Below are 12151 nucleotides of genomic sequence, written 5' to 3' on the forward strand. Positions count from 1 at the left end.
GTACGGAGGCGAAGTCCTCAAGCTACTCGAAATAGCCATTGGCCTCGATCTTCAATGACATCCGCGCCGAGAAAATCGTGGAGATAGCCGGAAGCCCCAAGCTCATCGATCCGGGCCACATCCAGTGTAGACGTCAATGCGATCACCTTCGACGCCGCCGCGAGTCCCGAAGCAATCCCGGCCGCCGAATCCTCGAATACGAGTGCCTGTTCCGGTGCGGCGCCCAACGCTTTCGCGCCCGCGATAAATCCGTCCGGTGCAGGCTTGCCACGCGCAATGTCATCCGAGGTGAAGAGGAACCGGGGGACGGGCAGTCCGGCTGCCTGCATGCGCCGTATCGCGAGGGGACGTTCAGCGGAAGTCACGACCGCCCAACGATCTTCGGGCAGCGCTGCCAGCAGCGCCCGCGCGCCTGGAATCTCCACGATGCCGTCCACGTCGTCGAGTTCGCGCTGCTTCAGCGCGGCGGTATCGGCTAGAACATCCGTTCCCGGAGGCGCCAGCGCGCGAACGGTGTCGATCACGCGCCGCCCCTGGCATTCGCGCAGGACCATGGCGGGATCCAGCCCGCGCTGCAGCGCCCAGTCCGTGTACGCGCGGATCACCGGCGCATGTGAATTGAGCAGGGTTCCGTCCATGTCGAACAGAAAGCAGGACACGCGAAATTCAACTTGATTGAGCAACATGAGCAGCGAAGAAAGAAAGGGAACAGCGAATCGCTAACGAAGTTTTTCAACGCCGCCAACTGCTTCATGTACATCAAGCGTGGTCGATTCACCCGGACGCAAGACCACCAGCGGCCCGTGAGACTCGATTTCGAAATAAGGCAGCTTCGGCGCGTTGAAGATTTCAAGCGGGGAGCCGTGAGCATACCTTGCCTCTGGAAGCACCGGGAAACGCCTGCTCAACGTAAGCTTAGCTTCCGGCAAATCGAATACTACATGCATGACGCCGGGTGAATTGTTGATACCAAGTTTGAACTCGACCGCGTCGGTGCATTGCGTCGCAACATGACTGTTGGAGCCGGTTACGAAACCGGAATCGCGCACATCGCCCAAAGGTCCCTTGGCAAGAAACGGCATGACGGATACGCGCCAGTCTTGTTGTCCGTTTTCGATGCCGGTCTCCACACGGCCCGGCCGCCGCAGCATGAGTACGTCCCAGATCGCACAGGAGCGTGCCGACTCGCCGCGGTTGCTAAGCTCGTGCGACGTTGTCCATGCGCCATCGCGCGCGGACAAAGCGATCCGCCGCCGCACCTGCAAGCCGCTTTGCCGGCAGACAGGGCTTAGCAACTCTATGCCCATCGACCGGTTGTCGAACCACGTACCCGTCACTTCATATGGACCACTATCGAGATCACGCTGCGGCGCGCCGTCGGGCCACTCGGATTCCGGCGCGATCCATGTCTTGCCGCCGCCCCACAGCGGGAAATTCCATTCGCCGCACAGCGCGCGCCACTGTTCCACGCTCCAGTCCGGTACGCGGCCGGCCAGCGCGTCGTTGACATACGCCAGCTCGACGCCTTCATGCCGGATGCTCATCAACCTTCCGCCAATGGCTGGCACGACAACGAGTTCGACCGTACCCTCGCGCATCGACAACGCGTTCCACCCGCGATACTCGATCCATTTCAACTCACGAAGCGTATCGGCGGCGGCTCCGGCAAAGTGCGATATGCGATTGAGCATCGCTCAGCTCTTCGCCACCGGTTTGCTGCGCATCAGGCCGACTGTTTCAGGCTGCGCAACCTTGCACATGACGGGCGGCAGACCGCGCGCGATCAGTTCGATATCCGCCAGCGCGCGGCGGCCGATTTCGCGCAGCACAGCGCTCAACGCGCCGGCCTGATGCGGCGAAAGCAACACGTTGTCGATGGACCGGGCGCGATGGCCGGGCGCGAGCGGTTCCTCTGGAAAGACATCGGTCGCCACGCGGATATGGCCTGACGCGGCGGCGTCGAGCATGGCGTCGAAGTCGACTACGCCTGCCCGGCTCACGAGCACAAACGCGGCGCCTTGCTTCATCGATGCAAATTCCTCGCGCGTAAGAAAGCCCTGATTCTGCGACGTCACACCCGCCACCACAAACACGACTTGCGACTCGCGCAAGACGGTTTCCAGCGACGCCGGCTTGCACCCCAGCGCTTCGATATACGCCGGCGGCAACCAGGGATCGAACGCCCTTGCAATGCCGCGAAACGGCGCGGTCAGCGGCAGGATTGCGCGCCCCAGATCGCCCATGCCGATAAACCCCACCGGCGCGCCATAGAGCGAGAACGCGTCCCTGTTGGCATCGAGTCCATATTGCTCCGTTTCATTGCGAAAGCGCCGATCCGCACGGCTGATCCCGCGCGCCAGATCGATCGCCATGCCGAGCGCCGCCTCGGCGACGGGTTCCGCGAATACCGGACTGACATTCAGCACGCGCACGCCTTGCAGGAAGCATTGCGCGTAGTCCACGTTCGGCAGAAAGTTACCCTCCACATTCACGATGGCGCGAAGATTCGCCGCCCGCGCAAGGCGCTCGGCGGACATGTCAAACTGACCCACCATGATGTGTGCATCGACAGCATGCTGGTTGAATATGTCATCTGTCACGGGGCCGTCTTCGTGAATGAACACATCGCCCAGCGCATGAAGGCGTTTCAGATCGGCGGGACTGAATATGTCTTCGACGCTACGCGGCGACGGCGCAATGAACAGGCGGATTTTCTCTGCGGCTTGAATCGGGGACAAGGGGATACTCCAGGAAAGGAATTGCTGACGCGGCGACGCGGCCAGCACTGGCGCGCGTCTCTCGCAAAAGGAATTAGCGTGACTTTCGGGTGAACAGCTTGTCGGCCGTGACAGCGGCTATGATCAATGCGCCCATCACGATCTGCTGGTAATAGGTCTCAACGTTCATGATGTTCAGAATGTTGTTGATCACGCCAATGATCAATCCGCCAATGACCACGCCCGTGACCTGCCCTCGGCCGCCAAAGAAGCTCGTCCCGCCAATGATCGCCGAGGCAATGGCGAAGGTTTCGAATCCCACCCCGGCGTTGGGCTCGGCGGCCGCGGTCCGCGCAGTCGTGACAATCCCCGCAATGCCCGCGCACGTTCCCGCAATGATGAACACGACCATGGTGTGCAGCTTCACGCTGATGCCGGAATAAAAAGCAGCTTGCGCATTGCCGCCGAGCGCATAGATGTTGCGGCCGAGTTTGGTGAACTTGGTGAGAAAAAGCAGAAAACCCGCTACGACAACCGCGATGATGATCGGTACAGGTACGCCGAAAACACGCCCGGCGACAACGTCGGTGAACGACCGATCAAAGCCGAACACCGAGCGCGAGTCGGAAACAATGAGCGTGACGCCGCGATAGATCGCGGCGGTCCCAAGCGTGATGATGAACGGATGCAGTTGCGTGAGATTGACGAGCGCGCCGTTAATCGCACCGAGCAGTGCGCCCATGCCGACCCCGCCGATCAGCACCGCAAGCCAGACGGGCATGCCCGCCATCATCAGCTTCGCCATGACCATGCCCGAGAGCGCCAGCACGGAACCAATCGACAAGTCGATGCCCGCAATCAGGATGGTGAAAAACACGCCGCACGCAAGCAGCACCATGACGGAGCTTTGCAGCAGCACCTGCACGAGGTTATCGCGCGTGAGGAAGTACTGGGGCGACGCAATGCTGCACAGGATCAGCAGCAGCACGAGAATGCCGAACGTGCCGTATGTCTGCCATATCGTGGCGAAATCACGCCGGGGCGCCGCAGGCAGCGGCGCGCCCGACGTATTGGATGGGTTCATCTTGCCTCCTTCGTGGTCGCTCATGACGTGGCGACCCGCATGATCGATTCTTCCGTGGCGTCAGCATTCGCAAGCGTGCTTGCCACCGTGCCGTCCTTGTACACCGCAATGCGGTCACATACCGCGATGAGTTCCGGCAATTCCGACGACACCATCAGGATCGCCTTCCCCTCGTTTGCGAGGCCGCGCATGATCGAATAGATTTCCGCCTTCGCGCCTATGTCGATACCGCGGGTAGGTTCGTCGAAGATAAAGAGGTCGCTGTGCGCCGCGAGCCACTTCGCGATGATCGCCTTCTGCTGGTTACCGCCGGAAAGCTCCGTGATGTTCTGCGTTGACGACGCGCACCGGATGCGCAGCCGCTCCTTGTAGCGCAGGCCGAACTCGCGCTGGCGCGCACGATCGATCAGTCCAAGCGACAACGCGCGTCGCGTGCTGCGCAAAGCAGGCACCACGAAGATGTTTTCTTCGATGTTCAGGTTATGAAAAAAGCCGGTCGCGCGCCGGTCTTCGGTCACGAATGCAAGCCCTTGTTTCACGGCTTGATACGGCGAGTCGATGGTGATTTCGCGTCCGTTGAGCATCATGCGTCCCGTGGATTTGCGACGCACGCCGAAGATGGTTTCCATCAACTCGCTGCGCCCGGATCCCATCAAGCCCGCAAAACCGAAAATCTCCCCGCGATGCACATTGAAGGAGACGTCGCGCACCCAGCCGTCGCGCGACGAAAGATGATCGACCGAAAACACCACTTCGCCGTGCGTGGCATCTTCACCTTGCGGCCTGCCATGAACAATCTCGCGTCCCACCATCAACGCGACAAGGCGATCCGTGGGTATCGATCTGGCGTCGTACGTACCCACGTATTTGCCGTCCTTGAGCACCGTGACCCGGTCGCCAATCACCGGAATCTCCTTGAGCTTGTGCGAGATATAAGCAATGCCCACGCCCTCGCGCTTAAGGTCGGCGATCACGTTGAAGAGCTTGGCGACTTCCGTATCGGTCAACGAGGAAGTCGGTTCGTCCATGATGATGAGCCGCGCCTCGCTCGCGAGCGCTTTGGCAATCTCGACCTGCTGCTTCTCCGAAATACCGAGATCGCCAACCAGTGTGCGCGGGTCCCGTGCAAGCCCGACGCGCGCGAGAACCTCTCGCGCCTTCGCATTCATCTTGCGTCGATCCACCATCGGAACGCCCAGTCGCCGGATGGTTGGAATACGCCCGACGAACAGGTTTTCTTCAATGCTCAAATAGTCGATGACGCTCAGTTCCTGATAAATCAGGCAAATGCCAAGCTGGGCAGACAATGACGGCGAGAGCTTCGGATATTCATTTCCGCCTGCGACGATCACGCCCGAAGTCGGCTCGTAGATGCCGCTGAGGATTTTCATCAGCGTCGATTTCCCGGCGCCGTTTTCGCCGAGCAGCACATGCACTTCGCCAGCGCGAACGTCGAAGCTCACGTCGCTCAGCGCCGTAGTGCCGGGAAACAGTTTCGTGATGCCGCGCACAGCCACCAGAACATCGTTCATCCGATCCTCGCGAGACCGTGTTACTTCGTGATCAGATGCGACTCGATCGGCAGGAATTCCGGCGTCTTGTTCGGGTCAATAGCAGGCTTGTTCTTCAACGCGTCGACCAGCAGGTCTACCGCCTTTGCACCCATGGCCGCGGAATCCTGCGCAATCGTTGCGGTCAGCTCGCCGCGCTTGACCGAGTCGAGCGCTTCAGGAACGCCGTCGGTGCCGACCACGACGACCTTGCCGAGCTTGTCCGCGTTCTTCACGGCTTGAGCAGCACCGAGCGCCATGGTGTCGTTCGCCGCGTAAATGGCCTTCAGGTCGGGATTGCGCTGCAGGATGTTAGTCGTCACGTCGAGCGCTTTCGAGCGATCCCAGTCGCCTGGCTGGCTTGCCACGAGCTTGATCGCCGGCACCTTGGCGAAGGCTTGCTTGGCGCCGTCGCGACGCGCGTCGCCCGACACGTTGCCCGCTTTTCCTTCGATGATCGCGACCTTGCCGCCCGCACTGCCGAGCTTCTGTACGATGTAATCGCCCGCCTTGTTGCCGAGCGCCACGTTGTCGCTCGAGATGAACGCGATCACCGCGCCGCCTGCGGCCTTCAACTGGCCCTGATCGATTTTTTCATCGATATTGACTACGTAGATACCCTTTTTCGTCGCGGCGCTGACGGCCTGGATCAGGCTCACGGGCGAGATGGGCGCAACGCCGATAGCTTTGTAGTTCTTGTTCAGCACGTCTTCCACCAGACGCTGCTGGCCCTGGATATCTTCTTCGCTGTTGGCCGCGAGGATGTCGACCGTGACGCCTTTTGCTTTCGCTTCCTTCTGAATGCCGTCACGCATGGCGACCCAGTACGGGTTGGCCAGCGTCTTCAGGACTATGGCAATGTCGGCCGCCTGCGCCGGCGTCCACGCGGCCAGCGTCAGCGCCGCTGCTGCAACGCCCGTTGTCGATTTGAGCCATTTTTGTACGTTCATCCTTCGTCTCCTGTTATTCCGCTCACGCGGGTTTTTAATCGATGCACACCACCTCGAATTAGATCTGCGTCCACGCGCCTGCTTTCGATGAACCCAGCACGGCATCAATGATCTGCGCCGAGCGATACCCGTCGTCGAATGTCGGCAGGCCCTCGCGCATTTCGCCGCGGATCACCGCATAGGTATCGGCGACAAAGGCCTCGAAGCATTGCGCATAGCCCTGGGCGTGACCCGCCGGCAAGGTCGCGAGACGCCGCTGCTCGGCACTGCCGCGCGATGGGTCGCGCACGAATAGGCGAGTCGAGTCGCGCTCGCCCAGCCATAGTTTTTCGGGCTCTTCCTGATCGAATACAAGGCTTGCATTGGCGCCATCGATCTCGAACCACAAGCGGTTCTTGCGGCCCGCCGACACCTGGCTCACGGTCAGCGTGGTCAGGACGCCGGCTTGCGTGCGGAACAACGCGCCCGCGATGTCCTCGGTCGTCACGGCCTGTCTTGCCGCCGATGCATCCGGCGTCACCGCTGAAAACGTCGCGACCGATCCCGCCGGACGATCCTTCATGGTGGTCTGAAGCGTCGCAACAACGGATTCGAAGCGCTCGCCGCTGATCCACTCGATCAGGTCGCACCAGTGCGACCCGATGTCGGCGAACGCGCGTGACGGGCCGCCGAGCGCAGCATCGACACGCCAGTTGGTATCGTCGCGACCCAGCAGCCAGTCTTGCAGATAGCTTCCGTGGATGAGTTGCAGCGCGCCCACCGTGCCGTCCTTCACGAGCGCGCGAGCTTCACGCACCATCGGGTGATATCGATAAACAAACGGCACGGCCGCCACGCGCTGCGCCGAATGCGCGGCGTTCGCCAGCGCTCTTGCATCGGCGAGGCTTGTCGCAAGCGGCTTCTCGCACACCACGTGCTTGCCTGCGGCGAGCGCCGCCATGGCAAGCGGGTAATGCGTGGAATTGGGCGTGCAGATATGAATGACCTGTACGGCCGGATCTGCAATGGCTTCGTCGGCATTTGAATACGCGCGCCCGATACCCAGTTGAGCCGCGGCCTCTTTGGCGCGTTCCGGGCTGGACGTCGCGATACCTTTTATCTGCGCACCCGCCAGGCGGCTTGCCCTGGAGTGCACCGCGCCCATCATCCCGGCGCCGACGATTGCCACGCCCAGCGTTCCAGCCGGTTTTGTCTCAGCCATTTTTTTAAACTCCATTTGGTTGAGTGGACAATACCGAGCCACGCTAGCGAAGACATTTTGTATTATTTAATTCGATTTACGACATAAATACTTTGCCTATCGGCGTGAGATTCGTACTTGTGGCTAGTGCACGGATTAAAGTAAGCTCGATTTCCCAAGCCCTGGCCGCCATGCACACTCAAAGCAATCAGCCCGCTCCGTCCCGCCTTGCTACTTTCGACCGCGCGTTCCGGCTGGAAGAGTTCGAGGTGCACAGCAAGCTCGCGAGACTGATTGCGTCGTCGCAGGGCGTCAGCCGCGCGGACCTTGCACGCAATACCGGGTTCGCGCGCTCGACCGTGTCGCAATTGATCCAGCCGTTGATTGAATGCGACCTGGTGAAGGAACAAACGCAAAGCGCGTCGGCGAGAGGCCGGCCTGGAACCATGCTCGTGCTCAATCCCCGCGCCGGCGTCGTTCTCGTCGCGGACATGGGGGCGACTCACGGGCGCCTTGTGATCTCCGATCTCGCGCAGCGGCGGCTCGCCGAACGTGTGTTCGGCATTGACGTTGCGCTTGGGCCGGAACCGGTACTGGAATCGATCATCGAGCAATTCCGTCAATTGCTGCACGAGCACCGGCTCCTCGATCAATCCGTGCGCAGCGTCGTGGTCGGTTTGCCGAGTCCCGTGGATTTCAGCCGCGGCATTTGCGTGCGCCCGCCCATCATGCCGGGATGGGACGGCTTTCCTGTCTCCGAGTATCTTCAGGCGCGCCTGAAGACGCCCGTTCTTGTTGATAACGACGTGAACCTCATGGCGCTGGGCGAAGCGCGCACGCGGCCCGCCAACCAGTCGCCGCTGCTCTTCGCCAAGGTATCGACGGGGATCGGCTGCGGCATCATCACGTCCGAGGGCATGCTGCACCGTGGCGCCGATGGCTCCGCGGGCGACATCGGCCATATCAGGGTGCCGGGCCGCGACGACGTGGTCTGCCGCTGCGGCAACATAGGCTGCGTGGAGGCGGTTGCATCCACGCACGCGGTTCTCGCCAACCTGCAGGCCCTGCCCGATGTAGTCGCGCAAAACGTGGATGACCTCGTGCGCCTCGTGCGGTCCGGCGACCCTCAGGCAGTGCGGCTGATTCGCGCGGCGGCTGAGGAGATCGGCGAAATCATCGCCATGCTCGTGCATATGTACAACCCCGCCGCCATCGTGCTTGGCGGGCGCATGGCCAGGATCAGCGACGACCTGCTGGCCGGGGTTCGCGCGGTCGTCTACCGGCGAGCGCTGCCGCTCGCCACACGCAGCCTGCTGATCCAGAATACGGCGCTGAATCAATACGCTGGCGCGATTGGCGGGACGGTGCTCGGGATCGAGAGCGCGCTTTCGTCGAAAGGGATTGCTTCCATACTTCGCCCACTGCATGGGTAAGCATGCGTGACTCCTGCAGACATATAGCCCAAGCCACGCCCACGCAGCCCGCTGATTAGAAACGATGGATCATCGCAACGCGATAAACCATCTGGTTCTCTCCCGACGATACCCCCGCCGACGCCGGAGTCTGCGCGAAATCGAAGCCAGTACCGGTGTTCGCGCTGACCACGTGCTGATAAACACCCTGTGCATATACCGACGTCCGCTTGCTCAGGTCATAGTCGAGCATAAGAGACAGTTGATGCCATTTGGGCAGGAAGTCGCCGACCGTGGAATGAACATGCGCTTCGGTGAATGTGTACGCGCCGCCTAGCCATAAGCTCGGCGTGAACAGGTATTTGCCGTTGATTTCGAAGTTATCGAATTTCCACGATGTCCATTTTCCGCCGGCGGGCTGAGTCGCGGCCGCGGCGAAATAGCCATTGCTGGTCGGGTTGTACACGTCGACATGCGAATAGGAAAAGCCTATTTTCGTGTTGTCGAATTTGTAGGCGAGACCCGCCACAATGTTCTGCTGCGACGAGCCTACGAAAACCGTATCGGTTGCAACCGCGCCCGTCGCGCTTCCCGCGTTGTTGAGCTTCAGGTAACCAACTGCGGCAGTCAGGCCGCCATTCTGATACTGGGCGGCCGCGCTATACATGCGATTGTTCGCAAAGCCTGTGTCGTTGCTGAAGCCGTACATGGCCTCGCCCTTGAATCCCCTATAAGAAGGGCTCGTGTACTTCACCGAGTTGTTGATGCGGTAATCGAAGTCGGCATTGTCGTTATCGAACGGATGCGACGAGACATCGCCGGTCATTGATCCCGCACCCGTAAGACCGCTCCATAGGTCAAGCGTGGGATCGTACTGGCGACCCAGCGTCAGCGTGCCGTAAGTGTCGGATTGGATGCCCACGTACGCCTGCCGGCCAAATTCACGGCCGCCTTGTTTCAGCGTTCCGTTGCTTGCGTCAAAGCCATTCTCCAACTGAAAGATCACGCGATATCCGCCGCCAAGGTCTTCGCTTCCTTTCAATCCCCAACGGCTGCCGTATGTATCGCCGCTTTTCATCTGGACCGTGCCATGGCCTCTGGCGTTGCTGGTGAAGTTGAGGCCTTCGTCGATCACGCCATAAAGCGTCACGCTGTTTTGCGCGTGCGCCGAAACAGCGACACCCGCGAGCGCCGCTGCCGCGGCGATAGAAGCTATTTTCGTCATTTATCTTCCCGTGATTTGGATTTATCAAAAACGCTTTTTATTTCGTATGACTAACCTTAAGCCTTGCCTTCCGTGATTGTCATGCCGCGCGGCTCTTGTCGACGTTTCATCACGAAAGGATGCTAACGACGCACAAAAGTCGCGTCTTCCGCCGCTTCAGCGGATGAAACTTTTATTTTTCACTGCGATTTGTCGTATATTGAAATCGCGGTCCTGTCGGCGTTCAATACAGGGTTCTGCAGCCCGCCCGGCGATTGCAAATCCAGTTTCCCTTTAGCGGTGCGCCCACCTCGCGATTGCAGGAGCCGCCCGTGACCCGCGTAAACACCTAGCCTTTAAATTTCGCCTTAAGCTTCCTTGACTTCAGTCGATCATGTCCTAAACTTAACTTTATGGTTAAGTTTCAGGAAGCGGCCCTGGACCGCACATTCAACGCGTTAGCGGACCCTACCCGGCGCGCCCTGCTTGCACGCATGGCCGCCAACGCGGACCTGTCCGTCAGCGATCTGGCGCAGCCCTTTGCCATGTCGTTGCCCGCGGTGATGAAGCATCTCGATGTGCTGTTAGAGGCCGGTCTGATCACACGCACCAAGACGGGCCGCACCGTCGCATGCCGGCTCGCCGCCGGACCGATGGAGGAAGCGATGCAGTGGCTCGCCCGCTATGAACGCTTCTGGACCGACACGCTCGATCGCCTCGCCGCCTTTGTGGAGGAAGACCCATGCCCGCCAAACCCAGTCTCACGCTCCAGCGCCGAATCAATGCAAGTCCCGCCAAAATCTACGCCGCGTGGACGGACCCGTCGCAACTCGTGAAGTGGATGCATCCCAACAACAACGACGTGATCCACGCGAAAATGGACGTGCGCGTGGGCGGGCGCTTCCGGATCATCATGCGCTCGCCGGCTGGCGAGGAGCACGACGTAAGCGGCGTATTCAAGGAAGTCGTGCAGGACGAAAAACTCGTCTACACCTGGGCCTGGCGCAGCACGCCAGAACGGGAATCGCTCGTCACGTTCACGCTGCGGCGCGATGGCGAATTCACGCTGCTCACGCTGAAACACGAGCAGTTCTTCGATGAAACCGCGCGCGATAACCACGAGGCCGGATGGAACGAAATCCTCGATGGGCTTGTGCGGGAATTCGCCTGATTACTGGAGGAGGACGCAAAGATGGAACCGCATCGGATCGTTTCTAGGGAAGAATGGCTTGCTGCGCAAAAAGCGCATCTGGCCGAGGAAAAGGCCCTGACGCATGCGCGTGACGCGCTCGCCGAAAAGCGTCGCGCCCTGCCGTGGGTAAAGGTCGAGAAAAGCTATATATTCGATACACCCAGTGGCCGCAAGACGCTCGCCGACCTTTTCAACGGACGTAGCCAGTTGATCGCGTATCACTTCATGCTGGGACCGGATTGGGAAGCGGGATGCACTGGGTGCTCATTCGTATCGGATCATATGGATGGCGCATTGATGCACGTCGAGCAGCGCGATGTCGCCTATGTCGCGGTGTCACGTGCGCCGCTCGCAAAAATAGAAGCCTTCAAGAAACGCATGGGCTGGCATTTTCGATGGGTATCGTCGTTCGGCAGCGACTTCAATTTCGACCATCACGTGTCGTTTTCGCCCGAGCAGCGAGCCACGGGAAAGATCGAATACAACTTCCAGATACACGAAACCAGGGAACCCGGTTTCGACAGCGACGAGATGCCCGGCGTCAGTGTGTTCTACAAAGACGAACGCGGCGATGTGTATCACACGTTCTCGGCGTATGGACGCGGCGTGGAACCCCTGATAGGCGCCTATGACCTGCTCGACATCACGCCGAAAGGACGCGACGAAACGCACGGCATGACCGACTGGATGCGGCATCACGATCGTTATGAAAGTGCACCCAGCCATGCAGGCACCAGCGCGCCGCGTGAGACGGGACATAGCTGTCATTGACATCGATTGAGCGCACGAGACATGCGGGCTTGCACATGCTCAAGCCCGCATGTTGTTCCTCTCTCGCATCTTTCCTGATATCGAAAGCATT

Annotated in this window: 12 protein-coding genes; 4 read left to right on the forward strand and 8 right to left on the reverse strand. The window is 60.3% G+C overall.

Annotation, left to right across the window (positions count from 1 at the left end; all coding sequences use genetic code 11):
* Positions 1 to 17: 17 nt before the first annotated feature.
* From ACRWA7_RS04140 to ACRWA7_RS04170, 7 genes are all read right to left on the reverse strand, one after another.
* Positions 18 to 659, reverse strand: coding sequence for an HAD-IA family hydrolase (locus tag ACRWA7_RS04140; protein WP_157766665.1), 642 nt, complete (start codon positions 657 to 659; stop codon positions 18 to 20).
* A 60-nt stretch (positions 660 to 719) separates the two neighbouring features.
* A complete protein-coding gene (locus ACRWA7_RS04145; RefSeq protein ID WP_438390182.1) occupies positions 720 to 1691 on the reverse strand; it encodes a hypothetical protein in 972 nt (323 codons plus the stop codon).
* A gap of 3 nt (positions 1692 to 1694) precedes the next feature.
* Positions 1695 to 2738: a hydroxyacid dehydrogenase gene (locus ACRWA7_RS04150; RefSeq protein WP_438390183.1), complete on the reverse strand. Its 1044-nt coding sequence runs from the start codon at positions 2736 to 2738 to the stop codon at positions 1695 to 1697.
* A gap of 73 nt (positions 2739 to 2811) precedes the next feature.
* Positions 2812 to 3801: a D-allose ABC transporter permease gene (gene alsC / locus ACRWA7_RS04155; protein WP_438390184.1), complete on the reverse strand. Its 990-nt coding sequence runs from the start codon at positions 3799 to 3801 to the stop codon at positions 2812 to 2814.
* A gap of 20 nt (positions 3802 to 3821) precedes the next feature.
* On the reverse strand, positions 3822 to 5333 hold the full coding sequence (locus ACRWA7_RS04160) for a sugar ABC transporter ATP-binding protein (RefSeq protein ID WP_438390185.1): 1512 nt from the start codon (positions 5331 to 5333) through the stop codon (positions 3822 to 3824).
* Positions 5334 to 5353: 20 nt separating this feature from the next.
* Positions 5354 to 6301: a D-allose transporter substrate-binding protein gene (gene alsB / locus ACRWA7_RS04165; RefSeq protein ID WP_438390186.1), complete on the reverse strand. Its 948-nt coding sequence runs from the start codon at positions 6299 to 6301 to the stop codon at positions 5354 to 5356.
* Between the two features lie 58 nt (positions 6302 to 6359).
* Entirely contained in the window at positions 6360 to 7502 is a 1143-nt protein-coding gene (locus ACRWA7_RS04170; RefSeq protein ID WP_438390187.1) for a Gfo/Idh/MocA family protein, read from the reverse strand.
* Between the two features lie 170 nt (positions 7503 to 7672).
* Here ACRWA7_RS04170 and ACRWA7_RS04175 point away from each other — a divergent pair, with 170 nt between their 5' ends.
* Positions 7673 to 8914, forward strand: coding sequence for an ROK family protein (locus tag ACRWA7_RS04175; RefSeq protein WP_438390188.1), 1242 nt, complete (start codon positions 7673 to 7675; stop codon positions 8912 to 8914).
* Positions 8915 to 8969: 55 nt separating this feature from the next.
* On the opposite strand, the gene ACRWA7_RS04180 is transcribed toward ACRWA7_RS04175, so the two are convergent.
* Entirely contained in the window at positions 8970 to 10118 is a 1149-nt protein-coding gene (locus ACRWA7_RS04180; RefSeq protein WP_438390189.1) for a porin, read from the reverse strand.
* A gap of 392 nt (positions 10119 to 10510) precedes the next feature.
* Between ACRWA7_RS04180 and ACRWA7_RS04185 the strand changes: the two genes are divergently transcribed.
* Genes ACRWA7_RS04185 through ACRWA7_RS04195 form a run of 3 tightly spaced genes read left to right on the forward strand, consistent with a single transcriptional unit; the run spans position 10511 to position 12060 of the window.
* Positions 10511 to 10933: an ArsR/SmtB family transcription factor gene (locus tag ACRWA7_RS04185; protein WP_060857332.1), complete on the forward strand. Its 423-nt coding sequence runs from the start codon at positions 10511 to 10513 to the stop codon at positions 10931 to 10933.
* Complete coding sequence (locus tag ACRWA7_RS04190; RefSeq protein WP_438390190.1) at positions 10840 to 11268, forward strand: SRPBCC family protein; 429 nt, start codon at positions 10840 to 10842, stop codon at positions 11266 to 11268. The genes ACRWA7_RS04185 and ACRWA7_RS04190 overlap by 94 nt, the downstream gene beginning before the upstream one ends.
* A 21-nt stretch (positions 11269 to 11289) precedes the next feature.
* Positions 11290 to 12060 carry a DUF899 domain-containing protein gene (locus ACRWA7_RS04195; RefSeq protein WP_438390191.1) on the forward strand — a complete coding sequence of 257 codons (771 nt, stop codon included), beginning with the start codon at positions 11290 to 11292 and terminating at the stop codon, positions 12058 to 12060.
* The last annotated feature ends 91 nt before the right edge of the window (positions 12061 to 12151 follow it).

The sequence above is a fragment of the Caballeronia sp. DA-9 genome, assembly GCF_051615025.1.
Classification (GTDB): domain Bacteria; phylum Pseudomonadota; class Gammaproteobacteria; order Burkholderiales; family Burkholderiaceae; genus Caballeronia; species Caballeronia sordidicola.